General features: G+C 71.3%; 20 protein-coding genes and 1 pseudogene. 14 read left to right on the plus strand and 7 right to left on the minus strand.

Annotated features, from left to right (window positions below; genetic code table 11):
- The 5 genes and pseudogenes from ACWDR3_RS14055 to ACWDR3_RS14075 form a co-directional block, all read left to right on the plus strand.
- Positions 1-1274, plus strand: a pseudogene (locus tag ACWDR3_RS14055) (hypothetical protein); the annotation flags it as partial.
- Between the two features lie 128 nt (positions 1275-1402).
- Positions 1403-2329, plus strand: coding sequence for an ABC transporter ATP-binding protein (locus tag ACWDR3_RS14060; protein WP_450352731.1), 927 nt, complete (start codon positions 1403-1405; stop codon positions 2327-2329).
- The gene (locus ACWDR3_RS14065) at positions 2326-3066 is read left to right on the plus strand and encodes an ABC transporter permease (protein WP_450352732.1); all 741 of its coding nucleotides are present in this window, start codon (positions 2326-2328) and stop codon (positions 3064-3066) included. Before ACWDR3_RS14060 ends, ACWDR3_RS14065 begins: the two co-directional genes overlap by 4 nt.
- Complete coding sequence (locus ACWDR3_RS14070) at positions 3063-4277, plus strand: sensor histidine kinase (RefSeq protein ID WP_450352733.1); 1215 nt, start codon at positions 3063-3065, stop codon at positions 4275-4277. The genes ACWDR3_RS14065 and ACWDR3_RS14070 overlap by 4 nt, the downstream gene beginning before the upstream one ends.
- Complete coding sequence (locus ACWDR3_RS14075) at positions 4274-4888, plus strand: response regulator (protein WP_450352734.1); 615 nt, start codon at positions 4274-4276, stop codon at positions 4886-4888. The genes ACWDR3_RS14070 and ACWDR3_RS14075 overlap by 4 nt, the downstream gene beginning before the upstream one ends.
- A gap of 133 nt (positions 4889-5021) precedes the next feature.
- Here ACWDR3_RS14075 and ACWDR3_RS14080 read toward each other — a convergent pair whose 3' ends face one another.
- Positions 5022-5873 carry a transglutaminase family protein gene (locus ACWDR3_RS14080; RefSeq protein ID WP_450352735.1) on the minus strand — a complete coding sequence of 284 codons (852 nt, stop codon included), beginning with the start codon at positions 5871-5873 and terminating at the stop codon, positions 5022-5024.
- Between the two features lie 29 nt (positions 5874-5902).
- Complete coding sequence (locus ACWDR3_RS14085; protein WP_450352790.1) at positions 5903-6925, minus strand: GNAT family N-acetyltransferase; 1023 nt, start codon at positions 6923-6925, stop codon at positions 5903-5905.
- A 140-nt stretch (positions 6926-7065) separates the two neighbouring features.
- Between ACWDR3_RS14085 and fdxA the strand changes: the two genes are divergently transcribed.
- Positions 7066-7392, plus strand: a complete 327-nt coding sequence (gene fdxA, locus ACWDR3_RS14090; RefSeq protein WP_402352173.1) for a ferredoxin — start codon at positions 7066-7068, stop codon at positions 7390-7392.
- Positions 7393-7506: 114 nt separating this feature from the next.
- A complete protein-coding gene (locus ACWDR3_RS14095) occupies positions 7507-8601 on the plus strand; it encodes a bifunctional succinyldiaminopimelate transaminase/glutamate-prephenate aminotransferase (protein ID WP_450352736.1) in 1095 nt (364 codons plus the stop codon).
- A 63-nt stretch (positions 8602-8664) separates the two neighbouring features.
- On the opposite strand, the gene ACWDR3_RS14100 is transcribed toward ACWDR3_RS14095, so the two are convergent.
- Positions 8665-9120, minus strand: coding sequence for an ATP-binding protein (locus ACWDR3_RS14100; protein ID WP_402352167.1), 456 nt, complete (start codon positions 9118-9120; stop codon positions 8665-8667).
- A 277-nt stretch (positions 9121-9397) separates the two neighbouring features.
- The gene (locus ACWDR3_RS14105; RefSeq protein WP_450352737.1) at positions 9398-10384 is read right to left on the minus strand and encodes a heavy metal transporter; all 987 of its coding nucleotides are present in this window, start codon (positions 10382-10384) and stop codon (positions 9398-9400) included.
- An 83-nt stretch (positions 10385-10467) separates the two neighbouring features.
- Between ACWDR3_RS14105 and dapE the strand changes: the two genes are divergently transcribed.
- A complete protein-coding gene (gene dapE, locus ACWDR3_RS14110; protein WP_450352738.1) occupies positions 10468-11547 on the plus strand; it encodes a succinyl-diaminopimelate desuccinylase in 1080 nt (359 codons plus the stop codon).
- 123 nt (positions 11548-11670) lie between these two features.
- Entirely contained in the window at positions 11671-12429 is a 759-nt protein-coding gene (locus tag ACWDR3_RS14115) for an LOG family protein (protein WP_450352739.1), read from the plus strand.
- A gap of 147 nt (positions 12430-12576) precedes the next feature.
- Here the strand turns inward: ACWDR3_RS14115 and folP are convergent, their stop codons facing one another.
- The gene (gene folP / locus ACWDR3_RS14120; protein ID WP_450352740.1) at positions 12577-13437 is read right to left on the minus strand and encodes a dihydropteroate synthase; all 861 of its coding nucleotides are present in this window, start codon (positions 13435-13437) and stop codon (positions 12577-12579) included.
- A 131-nt stretch (positions 13438-13568) separates the two neighbouring features.
- On the opposite strand from folP, the gene ACWDR3_RS14125 reads away from it, so the two are divergent.
- A complete protein-coding gene (locus ACWDR3_RS14125) occupies positions 13569-13922 on the plus strand; it encodes a DivIVA domain-containing protein (protein WP_450352791.1) in 354 nt (117 codons plus the stop codon).
- Complete coding sequence (locus tag ACWDR3_RS14130) at positions 13919-14506, plus strand: DNA-3-methyladenine glycosylase I (RefSeq protein WP_450352741.1); 588 nt, start codon at positions 13919-13921, stop codon at positions 14504-14506. The genes ACWDR3_RS14125 and ACWDR3_RS14130 overlap by 4 nt, the downstream gene beginning before the upstream one ends.
- Positions 14507-14635: 129 nt before the next feature.
- Here ACWDR3_RS14130 and chcB read toward each other — a convergent pair whose 3' ends face one another.
- Positions 14636-15445, minus strand: coding sequence for a 2-cyclohexenylcarbonyl CoA isomerase (gene chcB / locus ACWDR3_RS14135; RefSeq protein WP_450352792.1), 810 nt, complete (start codon positions 15443-15445; stop codon positions 14636-14638).
- 377 nt (positions 15446-15822) lie between these two features.
- On the opposite strand from chcB, the gene ACWDR3_RS14140 reads away from it, so the two are divergent.
- Positions 15823-15990: a DUF3117 domain-containing protein gene (locus ACWDR3_RS14140; protein WP_003966491.1), complete on the plus strand. Its 168-nt coding sequence runs from the start codon at positions 15823-15825 to the stop codon at positions 15988-15990.
- Between the two features lie 94 nt (positions 15991-16084).
- Here ACWDR3_RS14140 and ACWDR3_RS14145 read toward each other — a convergent pair whose 3' ends face one another.
- On the minus strand, positions 16085-16717 hold the full coding sequence (locus ACWDR3_RS14145) for an O-methyltransferase (protein WP_450352794.1): 633 nt from the start codon (positions 16715-16717) through the stop codon (positions 16085-16087).
- A 313-nt stretch (positions 16718-17030) separates the two neighbouring features.
- Here ACWDR3_RS14145 and sigE point away from each other — a divergent pair, with 313 nt between their 5' ends.
- Entirely contained in the window at positions 17031-17738 is a 708-nt protein-coding gene (gene sigE, locus ACWDR3_RS14150) for an RNA polymerase sigma factor SigE (protein ID WP_401714395.1), read from the plus strand.
- Positions 17735-18790, plus strand: coding sequence for an anti-sigma factor family protein (locus ACWDR3_RS14155; RefSeq protein ID WP_450352742.1), 1056 nt, complete (start codon positions 17735-17737; stop codon positions 18788-18790). The genes sigE and ACWDR3_RS14155 overlap by 4 nt, the downstream gene beginning before the upstream one ends.
- Positions 18791-18851 lie beyond the last annotated feature (61 nt).

The following is an 18851-nucleotide window of genomic DNA, read 5'->3' on the forward strand; positions in this document are numbered from 1 at the left end:
CCGGCGGCATGGGCGCCCCCGGCGTCGGCCCCGGCGCCGGACCGCGCGGGGCCGGGCTCGGTCCCGGCGGCGGTCTGAGCGACGACACCGCGATCCTCACCCCGCAGAAGCCCGCCGGCGAGCGGGGCCCGGGCTACCCGAACCCCGACAACGTCTCCGGGCACACCGTCACCAGCGGCATCCCGGTCGTCCCGTCCGGCCAGGGCGCGCCCTTCGGACCGGGCGCCCACACCGACGGGCCGCTGCCGCACACGCCGCCAAAGCTGCCCGAGCCGGTCGCGCAGGACGTGCCGGCCGCGGCGTCGAGCAAGGCGGGCAAGAAAAAGAAGAAGGGGCGCAGCAAGCTGGTGCTCCTCGTCGTCGCCCTGTTCGTCATCGGCGGCGGTGCCTACGGCGCCGGCCTGCTGATGAACCACACGGACGTGCCCAAGGGCTCCACCGTGCTCGGCGTCGACATCGGCGGCGGCACCCGCGACGACGCCGTCAAGAAGCTCGACGAGGCCTTCGGCGACCGCGTCAACAAGCCGCTGAAGCTCTCCGTCGGCGGCAGCACGGTCTCGCTCACGCCGGACCAGGCGGGCCTGCAGTTCGACGAGCAGGCCACGGTCGCCGCGGCCGCGCAGAGCGACTACAACCCGGTCTCCGTCGTCGGCTCCCTCTTCGGCAACCACCGGATCATCGACCCGGTCATGCCGGTCGACGAGGAGAAGCTGACCGCGGCCCTCAAGGACGCGGCGGGCGGCTCCGGTTCGGTGACCGAGGGCACGATCGAGTTCAAGTCCGGCAAGCCGGTCGCCGTCTACGGCAAGGCGGGCAAGGGCATCGACGCCGCGGGGTCGACCGACGCCGTCGTGGCGGCGTACCGCACCCTGGTGCAGACCGGCACCACCTCGCCGGTCACGGTCGCCACCACGGCCCAGCAGCCGACGATCTCGAACGCCGAGGTCGACCGCGAGATGAAGGACTTCGCGAAGCCGGCGATGTCCGAACTCGTCACCGTGCAGACCGACGCGGCGCACAGCATCCAGTTCGGCTCGAACTCCCTGCCGAAGATCCTCGGCTTCAAGGCGGTGGACGGCAAGCTGGTGGAGACGTACGACCTCGACGCGCTCAAGGAGGCGTACGGCGCCACCTTCGACGGCGTGCTGATCACCCGGGGCACCGGCCAGAAGACGGCGGTCACCCCGCAGGACGTCGCCGGCGCACTGCGCAAGGCACTGGTCGGCAAGACGACGGCGGAGCGGGTCGGGGTCATCGAGACCGACCCCAGCTGACGTCGACTCCGTGAGAGGGGGCGCCCGGTACTTACCGGGCGCCCCCTTCGGCGTATGACATCTGTCATCCGGCACTCAGGACCGCCGACACTGACGGGCGGGAGCCCACCGCGGCCACCATGGTCCACATGACGACGACAGCGGTGACGGCCACCACTCCGGTGGTCGGGTTCGAGCAGGTGAGCAAGAGGTACGGGGACGTGCGGGCGGTGGACGGGCTGACGCTCGCTCTGCACCCGGGGGAGACGGTGGCCCTGCTGGGGCCCAACGGGGCCGGCAAGTCGACCACCCTCGATCTGCTGCTGGGGCTGAGGCAGGCCGACAGCGGCTCGGTGCGGGTGTTCGGGTCCAGTCCGCGTGAGGCGATCGTCGCCGGGCGGGTGGGCGCGATGCTGCAGAGCGGCGGGCTGATGGACGAGGTCACGGTCGCCGAGCTGGTGCGGCTCGCCTGCGATCTGCACCCGAAGGCGTACCCGTTGAGCGAGGTGCTGGCCCGCGCCGACATCGCGCAGATCGCCGACCGCAAGGTCAACAAGCTCTCCGGCGGCCAGGCCCAGCGCGTCCGCTTCGCGCTCGCCACCGCGGGCGACAGCGATCTGATCGTGCTGGACGAGCCGACCACCGGCATGGACGTCTCCGCCCGCCAGGCCTTCTGGGCCACCATGCGCGAGCAGGCCGACCAGGGCCGCACGGTCCTGTTCGCCACGCACTACCTGGAGGAGGCCGACGCGATCGCGGACCGCGTGCTGGTCCTGCACCGCGGCCGGCTCCTCGCCGACGGCACCGCCGCCGAGATCAAGGCGAAGGCGGGCGCCCGCAAGGTCGCCTTCGACCTGGAGGGCGAGATCGACGAGGCGCCCATCCGAGAACTGCCGTTCCTGACCTCGATCGACATCAGCGGCCAGACCGTCCGCATCCAGTCCACCGACGCCGACGCGACCGTGCACGCCCTCTACGGCCTCGGCGTCTACCCCCGCAATCTCGAAGTCGCCGGGCTCGGCCTGGAGCAGGCGTTCGTGGCCATCACCGCCGCCGAGGAGGCGAAGTCGAAGTGAACAGCCTGATCAAGCTGGAACTCACCCGCGCCCTGCGCAACCGCAAGTTCCTGTTCTTCTCGGTGATCTACCCCTCGGCCCTGTTCCTGCTGATCGCGGGCAGCGCGAGCAGCACGGACAAGGTCGACGGCACCGGCCTGACCGTGGCGACGTACATGATGGTCTCCATGGCCTCCTTCGGCGCCCTGACGGCCGTCCTGATGGGCAACAGCGAGCGCATCGCCAAGGAGCGGGAGAACGGCTGGGTACGCCAGCTGCGGCTGACCCCGCTGCCGGGGCGCGGCTACGTGATCGCGAAGACCGCGAGCGCGGCCGTGGTCAGCCTGCCCTCGATCGTGATCGTCTTCCTGGTCGCGGCCACGGTGAAGGACGTACGCCTGGACGCCTGGCAGTGGCTCGCGCTCACCGGCGCGATCTGGGCCGGCAGCCTGGTCTTCGCCGCGCTCGGCGTGGCCATCGGCTACCTCGCCACCGGCGACGCGGTCCGCCCGATCACGATGATCACCTACTTCGGCCTGTCCTTGCTGGGCGGCCTGTGGATGCCCGCGACGACGTTCCCGCAGTGGTTGCAGGACATCGCGAAGTGGCTGCCCACGCACGCGTACGCTGCCCTGGGGCAGGCCATCGAGCAGAGCCAGTCCCCGAGCTCGAAGGACGTCGCCCTCCTCGTCGTCTACCTCGCCCTGTTCGCGGGCGGCGCGGCGTGGCTGTACCGGAAGGACACGCTGAAGGCGTGAGCGCGATGACGGAAGATCTGCGGTCCGACGAGGAAGCCCGCGCGGACCGGCTGGTGCGGATCGGCCAGCCGCCCCGCAACCGGGGCGACGCGATCCGCAAGCTGGTGTGGGTGCTGCCCTGGCTGGTCTTCCTCAGCGCCCCCGTGCAGGACCTGCTGGCCGACCACCACACCACCGCGGCCACGGCGGCCGGCTGGGTGGGCCTGGTGACCTTCACCGGGATCTACCTCGCCGTCGTCTTCCGCACCATGGGCCGCCTCTACGCGGGCTGGTTCATCGCCGCCCTGGTGGCCGTCATGTGGGTCCTGGCCGTCACCCTGTCCCTCTCCCTCGGCAGCCACTGGCTGGGCCTCTACGTCTACGTCTCCGTCACCTGCGGGATCACCCTCCCGCTGCGCGCCGCGTACTGGACGATCCCGCTGACCACCGCCGCGATGATGCTGACGGGCTGGTACGTCGACGACCTGGACGACGCCTGGGGCCTCTTCCTGATCGTGCTCCTCGTGGGCTACTCCATGACGGGCGTACGGCAACTGGTGCGTACGACGGTGGAGTTGCGCAAGGCACGCGCCACCGTCGCCCAACTCGCCGCCAACGAGGAGCGGTTGCGCCTGGCCCGCGACCTGCACGACCTGCTGGGCCACTCCCTCTCGCTGATCACGCTGAAGAGCGAGTTGGCGGGCCGGATGCTCCCCGGCCACCCCGACAAGGCGGCCCAGCAGGTCGCCGACATCGAACAGGTCAGCCGGCAGGCCCTGGTCGACGTCCGGGAGGCCGTCACCGGCTACCGCCGCCCGCGCCTGGCCGCCGAACTGGCGGGTGCCCAGGTCGCGTTGACCGCGGCGGGAGTCACCGCCGAACTGCCCGAAGAGACCACCGTCGACCTGACCGACGTACCCGAGGAGAGCCAGTCGGCCCTGGCCTGGGCACTGCGCGAGGCGATCACCAACGTCGTCCGGCACAGCGGCGCCCGGCGCTGCACGGTGGAGCTGCTGGCCCGCCAGACCCTGGGCGGCCGAGTACTGGAACTCACCGTCGAGGACAACGGCTCCGGCGGCTCCGGCAAGGGCCCCGGCAACGGCCTGACCGGCCTCGCGGAACGCCTGGAGAAGGCGGGCGGCACCCTGGAGGCCACCGGCACCAAGCAGGGCTTCCGCCTGGTCGTCCGCGTGCCCGCCGGCACCCCGGCGGACGTAGGATCCGGGGCATGAGCCGAACGATCAAGGTGCTGCTCGCCGAGGACCAGTCGATGGTCCGCGAGGCGCTGGCCGCGCTGCTCGGTCTGGAGGACGACATCGAGGTCGTCGCCCAAGTGGCGCGCGGCGACGAGGTCCTGGCCGCGGTCCGCGAACACGCCGTGGACGTGGCCCTGTTGGACATCGAGATGCCCGGCTGCACCGGCATCGAGGCGGCGGCCGCGGTCCGCAAGGAACTCCCGTCCGTGAAGCTGGTCGTCCTCACCACCTTCGGCCGCCCCGGCTACCTCCGCAGCGCGATGGAGGCCGGCGCGGACGCCTTCCTGGTCAAGGACGCCCCCGCGGCCCAACTCGCCCAGGCGGTCCGCAAGGTCCTGGCCGGCGACCGAGTAATCGACCCCACGCTGGCGGCTGCCGCCTTGGCCGACGGAGCGAACCCTCTGACCGAGCGGGAACGAGAGGTACTCCGAGCGGCAGCGGACGGCTCCACCAACGCGGAGTTGGCATCGGCCCTGCACTTGTCCCAGGGAACGGTCCGCAACTACCTCTCCACGGCAATCCAAAAACTGGCGGTGAGGAACAGAGCGGAGGCGGTGAGAATCGCAAGGGAGAAGGGCTGGTTGTAGTTGGGAAGATGGAGGGGGGCTGGCTTCGAACGCCGTCAGGGCAGCCAACCCAGGGGCGCGGGGAACTGCGCGACCAGCCACGACGCACCCGCACCCGCTCAACTAGCTTCAGACCTACGGCGATTGGGCGAACTCAGTTGAGCAACGCCCGAGCAGCCCGAGCCTGCCCCCGCACTTTCTCCGCCGCCGGTTCATCAACCGCCGCCACAACATCGGCATACGCCTCCAACTCGGCCGCCCCGCCGAGAAACTCCCCCCTCTGAACAAGAAGTTGCGCCCGCTCATACCGCAACCGCGCAGGATGCGAAGGCAACAGCAACGACAGATCAACCGCCCACAACGCGACATCCGACCGTTCCGGCCGCGCCACCGCCCACGCCCGAACGTTGTTGAGAATCCGCAGCACCACCTCCAACGGATCCGCCGGCGTCAACATCGACGCATCCAGCGGAGCCCCCGTCGCCCCCGCGACCAACAACTCCGCGTCGCCCCCACCCAGCACCCGCCCCCCGTCGAACGGATCCGCGAGCACCTGCTGCTCGGGCGGCCCGAACCCGACGACGAAATGCCCAGGAAGTGCCACCCCGTACACCGGCGCGCCCGCCCGCCGCGCGACCTCCATCCACACCACCGACAACAGGATCGGCAACCCGCGCCGCCGCCGCAGGACTTCGTGCAGCAGGGACGACTCAAGCCGCTGGTAGTCGACGGGGAAACCGCGGAATCCCTCCTGAACGCCCAGCAGATGATGCAGCGCGGTCGCCCAGGACAACGGCCCACCCGGCCGGAAGGGCAACTGCCCGGCCAGCCGGTCGAGTTCCATCTGCGCGGCATCCAGCCCGGCCTCGTCCAGCGTGCCGTCCGCCGCCGCGCCCACCAGCAGGCACAGCGCGGACAGATCGGGCCGCTCGGACCGAGCCTCTTCGGCGAACCGCCGCCGCACCTCGGCGGCCCGCTCGGGCGGCGGGGGAGTGGGGTGACGCATAGCAGGCTCGTGCCCTTTCCCGGCGATCGCTACCGGCCGTCGCCGACAGTCTCGCCGCCGATACGGACCGGCTCCCGATAGTGGTGGTACGCGTGATGCGCCCCGAACCCCAGCCCGGCGTACAGCGCCCGCGCCCCCACGTTGTCCGTCTCGACCTGCAACCACGCGGCCGAGGCCCCCTCCGCCAGCGCCCGCCGGGCCAACGCGGCCATCACCACGGTCGCCAGCCCCCGCCGCCGCATCGCCGGATCCACCTCCACGGCGGCGAACGAAGCCCACCGTCCGTCCACCACACACCGCCCGATGGCAGCGGGCGACTCCTCACCGGGAACCGTCGCGAACCACACCGAAGGCCCGCTCCCCAGCACCTTCAACGCCACCTCGCTCATCCCCTTGCGCTGATACCGCGACAGCCACGCCTCGTCGACCTCCCGGGAGAGCACCACGTCCGTACCCTCGGCCCGGTCCGCGACCGGCGCGAGCGCCCCGGTCCACAGCTCGGCGCTCACCTCACGCACCCACCCCCGCCGCTCCAGCTCCGCGCACAGAACCTCCTGCGTGCCCTCGGCCCCGGTCGCGGTCTGGATGTACGCCGGCAGCCCCCGGTCGCCGTACCACCGTCGTACGGCATCCAGTGCCTCGTCGAGCGGCAGGCCCGGATCGCCCAGCGGGAGCACGGAGTTCGCGCGCCGGGTGAATCCGCTCGCGGCCCGCAGCTCCCAGTCGCCGAGCCGCTCGCTCTCCACCGGCCGCCACGCGCGCGAGGAGACGCGCGCGAGTTCCTCGTACGAAGCGGCGGGGCCCCGGCGGCGGGCCGGGGCGGACGGCACCACCTTGCCCGCGACCAGCGAGGATTCCGCGATGTGGACGCTCTCGCCGCTCTTGCGTGTGATCAGCAGCACACCGTCGTCCCATGATGTGAGAACACCCACCGTGTCGGTGAACTTCTCCTGAGTTGTCCCAGGCTCGTTCAACCGCCGTACGGATACTCGTTTCCCCACGTCAGCTGCGGTGATACGGACATCGAGCCGCCCGCCGGCCGAGATTTCCACAGGTCTGTCCACCCCTCCTGTTCGGATCATGCCCAGGAACGGAGATACTAGGGGCGGGCATCGACGACGCCGCGCTCCCGCGCGCCAGGCGGCGGAGCCTGAGGAGGCCCGCCGGCGCCCTATCGAGGAGGAACGACAGCGTGACCTACGTCATCGCGCAGCCTTGTGTCGACGTCAAGGACAAGGCGTGCATCGAGGAGTGCCCGGTCGACTGCATCTACGAGGGCCAGCGGTCCTTGTACATCCACCCGGACGAATGCGTCGACTGTGGAGCCTGTGAGCCGGTCTGCCCGGTCGAGGCGATCTTCTACGAGGACGACACTCCCGAGGAGTGGAAGGACTACTACAAGGCGAACGTCGAGTTCTTCGACGAGCTCGGCTCCCCGGGCGGCGCCAGCAAGCTGGGTCTGATCGAGCGCGACCACCCGTTCATCGCCGCGCTGCCCCCGCAGGCCGAGGCCGAGTAGCCGCCGCCAGCGGCCCGCACATCGCGCCGCCTCGGTCCCGTACGGCCTGATCCCCGGATCGCCGCCGTACGGGGCCGAGGCGTTTGCCGTACCGAAGAAAGTGAGCGAGTAACCGTGTCCGCAGTCTCCGACCGCCTGCCCACCTTCCCCTGGGACAAGCTGGAGCCGTACAAGAAGACGGCCGCGGCGCACCCCGGCGGCATCGTCGACCTGTCCGTCGGCACGCCGGTCGATCCGGTCCCCGACCTGATCCAGAAGGCGCTCGTCGACGCGGCCGACTCGCCCGGCTATCCCACGGTCTGGGGCACCCCGGCGCTGCGGGACGCGATCACCGGCTGGGTCGAGCGGCGCCTGGGCGCCCGGGACGTCACCCACCGGCACGTCCTGCCGATCGTCGGTTCCAAGGAACTCGTCGCCTGGCTCCCCACCCAGCTGGGCCTCGGCCCCGGTGACCGGGTCGCCCACCCGCGCCTGGCCTACCCGACCTACGAGGTCGGCGCCCGCCTGGCCCGCGCCGAGTACGAGGTCTACGACGACCCCACGACCCTCGGCCCTGAGGGCCTGAAGCTTCTCTGGCTCAACTCGCCCTCCAACCCGACCGGTCGGGTCCTGTCGAAGGACGAGCTGACCCGGATCGTCGCCTGGGCCCGTGAGCACGGCGTGCTGATCTTCTCCGACGAGTGCTACCTCGAACTGGGCTGGGAGGCCGACCCGGTCTCGGTGCTGCACCCGGACGTCAACGGCGGCTCGTACGACGGTCTCGTGGCCGTCCACTCGCTCTCCAAGCGCTCCAACCTGGCGGGTTACCGTGCGGCCTTCCTGGCCGGCGATCCGGCCGTCCTGGGCCCGCTCCTGGAGATCCGCAAGCACGGCGGGATGATGACCTCCGCGCCGACCCAGGCCGCCGTGGTCGCGGCCCTCGGCGACGACGGCCATGTGCGCGAGCAGCGGGAGCGGTACCTCGCCCGGCGCACGGCGCTGCGCGAGGTGCTGGTCGGGCACGGCTTCCGGATCGAGCACAGTGAGGCCAGCCTCTACCTGTGGGCGACCCGGGGCGAGTCCTGCTGGGACACGGTGGCCCACCTGGCAGGACTGGGCATCCTGGTCGCGCCCGGCGACTTCTACGGGACCGCCGGCGACACGTTCGTACGGGTGGCCCTGACGGCGACGGACGAGCGGGTGCGGGCGGCTGTGGAGCGGCTGGCGTAAGTGTGAGTGCATGACGAGGGGGCCCGGGATCGTCTCCCGGGCCCCTCGTCATGCGGGTGGTGCTCAGCCGCCGAGCGGCAGGCCCTTCAGCGGCAGGGTGTCCGCGGAGGGAAGGCCGCCGCCCTTGGTGAGGGAGTCCGTGGGCAGCCCGCCCTTGGTGGCGGTCTTGGTGGTGTCACCGACGAGGTCCCCGGCGGAACCCGCCGCCTCGCCCGCGGTCTTCTGCGCGGCGGGCGCGGCCTTCTTGACGGCCTTGCCGCCGGTCTTGCCCGCGGCCGGCACCGCCTTCTTGACCGCCTTGCTGCCGGCCTCGCCCGCGAGCCCGGTGACGTTCTGTGCCGCTCCGTCGACGGTGTTGCCCACGTTCGCCCCGTCCAGGGCGGTCAGGCCGCCGAGGTTGGGGGTGGCGGGCAGCTCGGGGGCCGCGCTCGCGGCGCCGGCCGCACCGACCCCGGCAGCCGCTCCCGCCGCGACGAGCAGCGCGGCACGGGCAATCCGACGGGTCAGGGGGAGGGACATGATGCTCCTTGTGACGGGAGGAAACGTTGCTCGGACGTCGTGACTACCGCTCGAAGCCCCTCGGAGGTTGCGCAGCGACAACGTAAAGAGTTGGCAATGCGTCGCATAATCGGCTGCGGATAAAAACGGGCAAAGAGTGCCTGGTCCGAAAGTCTGCCGAATCCTTACAGCCCTTTGTTCTCAAGGGATTTCGCGGTTTCGGGAGTGACTGCGCGAAAACCTGCGCACACCCCGCCGCGAGGGCCCCTCGGCTGACCCTCGCGGGTGACCACTCGCACTACTGCCCGGTGACGATCCGCACCGCGTTCGCGGTCTGCTTCGCCCCGTCGGCGCTCTGCGTACCCGTCGTACGCCACTTGCTGTCGGTGTTCCCGGCGCTCCACTCGCGCCCGCCGTAGGAGACGCGCTCGATGTGCAGCGCGGAGGCGTTGGCCACGGCCCAGTGGGCCAACTGCCAGCCGCGCTCGCGTACGTCACGGCCCTTGCCTGCGCCGGTGTCCTTGGTCACCGGCAGGGTGACGGTCCGCGAGCCCGGCGTCGCGCTCACCGTCGGCGTGGGGGTGGACTTCGTCGAGGCGCCGCTCACCTCGGCGGCGGCCGGCTGCAGCGCGTCCCGCCCGAAGTCCCGTACCAGCGCGGCCCGTACGGCGTCGGGGCCCGCCTCGGTCACGGTGGTGGGGTCCGGGCGGCCCTGGCAGGTCAGCGTGGCCGGCGAGGAGCCGGTGAGGGCGGCGGCCAGCAGCGTCGCGTCCGGCTCGTGCTTGGCGTACGCCTCCGGGAAGCCGCTGCGCTGCACGCGCTGCGCGGCCACGGTCAGCGGCAGCTTGGTGTAGTCGGGCACCTTGGCCAGGTGCTCGTAGAAGATGCCCGCCGCGTACGTCGGGTCCAGGATCTCCTTCTCGGTGCCCCAGCCCTGCGAGGGGCGCTGCTGGAACAGGCCGAGCGAATCCCGGTCGCCGTGCTGGATGTTGCGCAGGCCCGACTCCTGGATCGAGGTCGCCAGCGCGATGGCCACGGCCCGCTCGGGCATGCCGCGGCCGGTGCCGACGGCGGCGATCGTCGCCGCGTTCACCGCCTGCTCCGGCGTGAACTCGTACGCCGCTTCACCGCCCTTGCCGGAGACGACCTCGCAACCCGGGCCTCTCCCGCCCGTCTCGTACTGCACGACGAGATATCCCGCTACACCGAGCAGGACGACGAGGGCCGCCGAGAAGCGGAGGAAGCGACCACGACGCTTGGGGGAGTGAGGTGACTGCTCTGACACGCGTACAAGGTAGCGGAGGCCGCTGTGACTGCCGAGCCGGGTGTGGACAGAGCTCCGCACCTCGGCGCGTTAGGGTCGACGGCATGGCCGACACCCCCCTTGACCTCACGCTGGACGCCGCTCTGTTGACCGCGCAGCTCGTCGACTTCCCCTCGGAGAGCGGCACCGAGAAGCCGCTCGCCGACGCGATCGAGACCGCCCTGCGCGCACTTCCGCACCTGACGGTCGACCGGTACGGCAACAACGTGATCGCCCGCACGAACCTGGGCCGCGCGGAGCGGGTCATCCTGGCCGGCCACATCGACACGGTCCCGATCGCCGACAACGTCCCCTCCCGCCTCGACGACGAGGGCGTCCTGTGGGGCTGCGGCACCTGCGACATGAAGTCCGGGGTGGCGGTCCAACTCCGCGTCGCGGCAACGGTCCCCGCCCCCAACCGGGACATCTCCTTCATCTTCTACGACAACGAAGAGGTCGCCGCCGAGCTGAACGGCCTGCGCCATGTCGCTGAGGCCCACCCGGACTGGCTGGAGGGCGACTTCGCGGTCCTGCTCGAACCGTCGGACGGCGAGGTCGAGGGCGGCTGCCAGGGCACGCTTCGGGTGCTGCTGAAGACGAAGGGCGAGCGCGCCCACTCCGCCCGCTCCTGGATGGGCGCGAACGCGATCCACGCCGCGTCCCCGATCCTCGCCCGCCTCGCCGCGTACGAACCGCGCTACCCGGTCATCGACGGCCTGGAGTACCGGGAGGGCCTGAACGCGGTCGGCATCTCCGGTGGGGTCGCCGGGAACGTCATCCCCGACGAGTGCGTCGTGACGGTCAACTTCCGCTACGCGCCCGACCGTACGGAGGCGGAGGCGATCGCCCACGTGCGCGAGGTCTTCGCGGACTGCGGGGTCGAGGAGTTCGTCGTCGACGACCACAGCGGCGGCGCGCTGCCCGGCCTCTCCCACCCGGCCGCGGTCGCCTTCATCGAGGCGGTCGGCGGCGAACCCCGGCCCAAGTACGGCTGGACGGACGTGTCCCGCTTCTCCGCGCTCGGCGTTCCGGCGGTCAACTACGGCCCCGGGAACCCGCACTTGGCGCACAAGCGGGACGAAAGGGTCGAAACGGCAAAGATCTTGGCGGGTGAGGAGCGGTTGAGGGCGTGGCTCTCGGCCTGATCCTCGCTCTGAACCGACCGATCGGCGGGGCGGCGCTGCACGGCGGACATGCCGACGTCCCCCGTCCGTAACCGGCGGAGATCTACGCTGAGGTGGAAACACCTGCAAGCGGAGGGAGCGCACATGGCTACCGGGAACCCCGAGGGCAAGAAGCAGCCACCGGAGGAGCAGCGCCTGGGGCCGGTACTCCGGCGGCGCGACCAGGTGACGGCGAGCACGACCGACCAGCGCCTGCTGGACGCGGGCGGCCCCTCGGACTGGGTCCACACCGACCCCTGGCGGGTGCTGCGCATCCAGTCGGAGTTCATCGAGGGCTTCGGTACGCTCGCCGAACTCCCGCCCGCGATCAGCGTGTTCGGCTCGGCGCGGACCAAGGTGGACTCGCCGGAGTACGAGGCGGGCGTACGGCTCGGCCGGGCGCTTGTGGAGGCGGGCTGGGCGGTGATCACCGGCGGCGGCCCCGGCGCGATGGAGGCGGCCAACAAGGGCGCGGGCGAGGCCAAGGGCGTCTCGGTCGGCCTCGGCATCGAGCTGCCCTTCGAGCAGGGGCTGAACCCCTACGTCGACATCGGCCTCAACTTCCGGTACTTCTTCGTCCGCAAGATGATGTTCGTCAAGTACGCCCAGGGCTTCGTGGTCCTCCCCGGCGGCCTCGGCACCCTCGACGAACTCTTCGAGGCCCTCACCCTGGTCCAGACCCAGAAGGTCACCCGCTTCCCGATCGTCCTCTTCGGCAGCGAGTACTGGGGCGGCTTGGTCGACTGGCTCCGCAACACCCTGGTAGCCCAGGGCAAGGCCTCGGAGAAGGACCTCCTCCTGTTCCACGTGACGGACGACGTGGACGAGGCGGTGGCGTTGGTGTCGAAGGAAGCGGGCCGCTAGGCGCGGGGCTTTGCAATGTGGGAGGGGCTGATCTTTCAGCCCCTCCGGCGTTTGAGGAGCGGGGTCTGGGGCGGAGCCCCAGCGGGGTCGAAGGGGCAGAGCCCCTGGAGGATGGGACGGGTAGGGGCGGCGGGGGCGAGAAAAGCCCTACGCCAGGCCCCGTCGGGCCACAGCCGGCGGACGCCACCCCGCGATCGACGCCACCATGTCCAGCACCTGCCGCGTCTCCGCCACCTCGTGCACCCGATACACCTGCGCCCCCAACCACGCCGACACCGCGGTCGTCGCCAGCGTCCCCACCACCCGCTCCTTCAGCGGCTTGTCCAAGGTCTCGCCCACGAAGTCCTTGTTGGACAGCGACACCAGCACGGGCCACCCGGTGTCGACCATCTCGCCAAGACGCCGAGTCGCCTCCAGGCTGTGCCGCGTGCTCTTGCCGAAGTCGTGCCCCGGATCGATGAGGATCGATTCCCGAGGCACCCCCAACTCGGCCGCCCGCTCCGCCAGCCCGACCGTCACCCGCAGGATGTCGGCCATGACATCGTCGTACGCCACCCGATGCGGCCGAGTCCGCGGCTCCGCCCCACCCGCGTGCGTGCACACCAGCCCCACCCCGTACCGCGCCGCCACCTCCGCGAGCCGCGCGTCCACGCCACCCCACGCGTCGTTCAGCAGATCCGCCCCGGCCTCGCACACGGCCTCACCGACATCCGCCCGCCAGGTGTCGACGCTGATGACGACGTCCGGGAATCGTCGCCGCACCTCCGCCACGAACCCGACGGTCCGCCGCGCCTCCTCCTCGGCCGTCACCTCTTCGCCCGGGCCCGCCTTGACCCCGCCGATGTCGATGATCGCCGCGCCCTCGGCCACGGCCTGCTCCACGCGCGCGAGGGCGGGCTCGTCGAGGAACGTCGCCCCTTGGTCGTAGAAGGAGTCCGGGGTCCGGTTCACGATCGCCATGATCACCGGCTCGTGCGCCTCGAATTCGCGCCTGCCCAGCCTGAGCATCCCCTGTGACCTCTCCTAGTACGGGACCGTCTTCGGCCGCCTGCGACCCTAACTGTCAGACCCGCATGGCACGATCGGACCCTGACACATTCAGCTTCCGAACATCGAGTTTGGGGACCACAGCGATGGTTATGTTCTTGTTCCTGGTCGTCGCCCTGGCCGTCGTGGTGGCCGCGGTGACGCTGGCCGTGGTGGGCGGGGGCGAGAGCGACGGCCCGCTGCCCGAGGTGGCCCCCGAGCGGCTCCAGGACCCGCTGCCGCCGGACCGCCCGGTCAGCCGCGCGGACGTGGACGAACTCCGCTTCCCCCTCGCCGCCCGCGGCTACCGCATGGCGGACGTCGACGACGCCCTGAACCGCATCGGTGCCGAACTCGCGGAGCGCGACGCGCGCATCGCCGACCTGGAGTCCGCGCTGGCGGGTGTCCGGGCCGGTGCCCACGTCTCCATGGAGAAGCCGACGCACGGCCCGGGGGAGCAGCAGTGAGCGACGGCACCGCCCTCGCCGGTCCGGACGGCGCACTGCGCTGCCCCTGGGCGCTGTCCACCGAGGACTACGTGGCGTACCACGACGAGGAGTGGGGCCGCCCGGTCCACGGCGACCAGGCCCTCTTCGAGCGGCTCAGCCTGGAGGCCTTCCAGTCGGGCCTGTCCTGGATCACGATCCTGCGCCGCCGCCCGGGTTTCCGCGCGGCCTTCGCCGACTTCAAGATCGAGGCCGTCGCCGCCTTCACCGACGAGGACCGCGAACGCCTCCTGGCCGACGCGGGCATCATCCGCAATCGCGCCAAGGTCGACGCGACCATCGCCAACGCGCGCGTGCTCGTCGACTGGGCTCCGGGCGACCTGGACACCCTCATCTGGTCCCACGCCCCGGAACCCGCCACCCGTCCGGCCCCGAGGACCCTGTCGGATGTCCCGGCGGTCACCCCGGAGTCGACGGCCCTGTCGAAGGACCTCAAGAAGCGCGGCCTGCGCTTCGTGGGCCCGACGACGGCGTACGCGCTGATGCAGGCGTGCGGTCTGGTGAACGACCACCTGGCGGACTGCGCGGCCAGAGGCGACCGGTAGCGGTCAGCAGCGATCGGTAGCGGTCAGCGGTATCGGTAACGGCCAGAGGCGACCGGTAGGGGGGTCCTCCGTAGGCCGACACGCCCGGCGGGAACCTCGTGTCGGCCTCACCTGCCGAAGTACCCGGCCCTACCGGCCCAGGTACTTCGGCTTCTCCTTGTTCACGAAGGCCTGCACCGCGATCGCGTGGTCCTCGGACTGCCCGGCCCGCGTCTGCAGCTCGTCCTCCTTGTCCAGGGTCTCCGTCAGGGAGTGGGACAGCCCGTAGGCCACCGCCTCCTTGATCGCCGCGTACGCCACCGTCGGTCCGACGGCGAGCGCGCGGGCCACCTTCTCGGCCTCGGCCCGCAGCTCGCCGGCCGGGACGACCCGGTTCGCGATCCCCAGTTCGTAGGCGTCCTGGGCGCTGATGCTGCGCGGGAAGAGCAGCAGATCGGCGGCGCGGCCGGGACCCACCACGCGCGGCAGCGTCCACGAGATCCCGGAGTCGGCCGTCAGCGCCACTCCGGCGAACGAGGTGTTGAAGGCCGCCGTGTCCGCCACCACCCGGTAGTCCGCGGCCAGCGCGAAGCCGAGACCGGCGCCCGCCGCGACCCCGTTCACCCCCGCCACCACGGGCTTCGGCATCTCCGTCAGCGCCCGCACGATCGGGTTGTAGTGCTCCCTCACCGTGGTCATGGTCTGCCCGGACCCGGTCTCGCGGTCCGACGCGAGCAGCGTGATGTGCTCCTTGAGGTCCTGCCCGACGCAGAACGCCCGGTCGCCGGCGGACGTCAGCAGCACGGCGCGCACGGCCTCGTCGGCCGCCGCGGACTCGACCGCCTCGCGAAGGGCCACCTTCGTCGCGATGTTCAGCGCGTTCATCGCCTCGGGGCGGTTCAGCGTGATCGTCGCGAGTCCGTCGCCCACCTCGTAGAGCACGGTGTCGGCCATGGTGATGTCCCCTCCGGTGTCGCGGCTCGGGCGTACCGTCCGGTACGCCCCTGTCCGAAGGACAGCATGGCGGAGATCACCGCCCGGGGACCGGAGCGGACGTGTGACCTGCGTCAAAGAAATCTGAACGGATTCCGGTCCGCGGAAGTCCGTGCGGCGGCGGAGTATCGCAGTCACATCGCCGAATTGAGTGGTTTTGCTCGCGCGCGTTGCCCAAGCGATGCCGACTGATGTTGGTCATCGGGTCCTGAGATGCGGGATAATGGCCTGGAAGCAATGTGTTCGATGCCGGTGTCGTGCGTCCCAGTCACTCGCTGTGGCCACGCGTGCCCTCCCGGGCCGTCGGCTTTGACGATGAGCTGGTTTCAGGAAGGGGAACGAGCATGGCGGCCATGAAGCCGCGAACGGGCGATGGCCCGCTCGAGGTGACCAAGGAGGGGCGGGGCATCGTCATGCGCGTTCCGCTCGAAGGCGGCGGTCGACTCGTCGTCGAGCTGACCCCTGACGAGGCCGACGCGCTCGGCGACGCCCTCAAGAAGGTCGTCGGCTGACGCGCACGCGACCAGACCCGTCACTGCCCCGGCATCGTCATCGATGCCGGGGCAGCTGTCTGTGCCGTTCGTTTCTCCGCCGCGTGCTTCTCCGTCAGCGCTTGACCGCGCACAGCAGGCCGTCGCCCACCGGCAGCAGCGACGGCACCAGCTCCTGGCTCTCGCGCACCGCGCGCAGCAGCTCGCGCAGCCGCAGGACCTCGGTCGGCTGCGGGCCCGAGTCGACCGTGCGGCCGTTGGCGAAGACGCCCTCGAAGACCACCAGACCCCCCGGACGGAGCAGGCGCAACGATTCAGCGAGGTAGTCGAGGAACTCCAGCCGGTCGCCGTCGCAGAAGACGAGGTCGTAGCCGGCGTCCGCGAGCCGGGGCAGCACGTCCAGGGCGCGGCCCGGGATGAAGCGGGCGCGGTTGCTCGCGAACCCGGAGGCGCGGAAGGCCTGGCGGGCGAAGCTCTGGTGCTCGGGCTCGGGGTCCACGGTGGTCAGCACGCCGTCCGCGCGCATGCCGTGCAGCAGATGGATACCGGAGACGCCGGTGCCGGTGCCGATCTCCGCGACCGCCTTCGCGTCCACGGAGGCGGCCAGCAGACGCAGCGCGGAGCCCGTGCCGGGCGACACCGAGCGCAGCCCCGCCTCACGGGCCCGGTCCCGGGCCCAGCGCAGCACTTCGTCCTCGGCGACGTAGGCGTCGGAGAACGCCCAGCTCGTCTGCCGGTTGCCGGTAATGACCCTCTCCTGTCCCCGTGGTTGCCTGGGCGTGACTGTATCCGCTGGCGTCGGGAACCCGCAGATGGGACCAGGCGTTTAGAGGGGTGGAAGAAGGAGCGGGGGGACACAGTTGGATCACGAAGACGAGCAGGGGGACGAGCGGGGCCTTGAGCAACTGCTGACGCAGCCGCCCGAGCCACGCCGGTCCTCATCAAATTCTCGTAAAACCGCTTATCCGGAGCTAACGGGCGAGGTGGCTATGGTAGGGGCTCCACTGGACACCACCAGAGCCGACAGGGGAGGTGCGGCTGCGCCTATGGATCGGGGAGGAGTGCTGCGGCGCTTCCTCGGATCGGCGGGCAGGCCGAAATCCGTGAACGACACCGCTGCTGACCCCAGCCACGCCGCTGACCAGACCCAGACCGCGACTTTCTCCACCGACGCGGACGGGCAGGCGTGGACTCCGCCCACGTGGGAGGAGATCGTCAGCACCCACAGCGGCCGTGTGTACCGGCTCGCGTACCGCCTGACAGGTAACCAGCACGACGCCGAGGACCTCACGCAAGAGGTCTTCGTCCGCGTCTTCCGCTCCCTGTCCACCTACACGCCCGGCACCTTCGAGGGCTGGCTGCACCGCATCACCACCAACCTCTTCCTCGACATGGTCCGCCGCAAGCAGCGCATCCGTTTCGACGCGCTGGGCGAGGACGCGGCCGAGCGACTGCCCAGCCGCGAGCCCTCGCCCCAGCAGGTCTTCAACGACGCGCACTTCGACGCCGACGTCCAGCAGGCCCTCGACACCCTCGCCCCGGAGTTCCGCGCCGCGGTCGTCCTGTGCGACATCGAAGGACTGTCGTACGAGGAGATCGCCGCGACCCTCGGGGTCAAGCTCGGCACCGTCCGCTCCCGGATCCATCGTGGCCGTTCCCAGCTGCGCAAGGCCCTGGCGCACCGTTCGCCGGAGGCCAGGGCGGCCGAGCGCCGTTCCTCCTTCGTGCCACGGGTGCCCGCACTGGGGGGAGGGGGCGCGACCGCGTGAGTGGATCACGACCCAGCCCCGCCGAGGGGCGCTTTTCCGAGCAGCATCTGGGAGACCGACTCTCCGCCCTGGTGGACGGAGAGCTCGGTCATGAGTCGCGCGAGCGCGTCCTCGCCCACCTGGCCACCTGCGCCAAGTGCAAGGCCGAGGCCGACGCCCAGCGACGCCTGAAGAACGTGTTCGCGGAGGCGGCACCCCCGCCGCCCTCCGAGAGCTTCCTGGCCCGACTCCAGGGGCTCCCCGGGGGAGGTGACACGGACGGCGGTGGCTCGCCGTTCGGCGGGGGCGGATTCTCCGACGGCTTCGCCGGGCGCCCCACCGCCGGAGCCGGAGCAGGCGCCGGGACCTCCGGCGTCTTCGGGCTGAGGCGCCCCGAGCGCTTCGAGTTCGGCTATGTGCCGGCCCGCCCGCACACCCCGGCGGTCACGCCCGGGCCCGTACCCATGCCCGCGGCGGCCGACCGCGGGTTCCGCATACACGACGTCAGCCGGCACGAGGCCGAGCGCTCCGCCTCACGCGGGATGCGGTTCGCGTTCGTCGCCGCCGGTGCGGTGTCGCTGGCCGCGATCGCCCTCGGCGGCGTCACCAGTGGCGTCCCGACCGACACCGCGGACGCCCGCGGCGGCACCGGCACGGGGAGCAACGTGACCCCGATGCGCACGCAGGGGACGGGAGCCTCGACGGCGCCCGAGTCCCAGCGGCGCCGCGGTGTCGTCGGCCCCCTGCTCGCACAGGGGCAGGGCCAGCGCTCCTTCGGCACCCCGGTCGCCCCGACCTCGGTGTCCGCGCCCCTGCTGCCCGGCGTACCGAGCCCCGCGGTCGCCGGACGCGAGGAGACCATGCACACGCTGGCCACGCCCGTGGTGTCCGGTGTCGCGGCCATGTCCCCGCTGATACGCCCGCTCGGCACCACCCCGCCGTTCACCCTGACCTCGTGGTCCACCACGTCGGAGGTCACGGCCCCCGGCAGCCTGCTCGCCGCACCCGTCCCCGACACGACCTCCGCTCCTTCCTCCCCCACCTCTCCCCCTTCCTCGCGCACGGCCCGCTGACCGGCCCCTGCGCTACTGCTCGCGAACCTGGTTGAATCCTGTGAGGGCCGCGCCCTGTGCA

This window comes from Streptomyces sp. NPDC001002 (assembly GCF_053599215.1).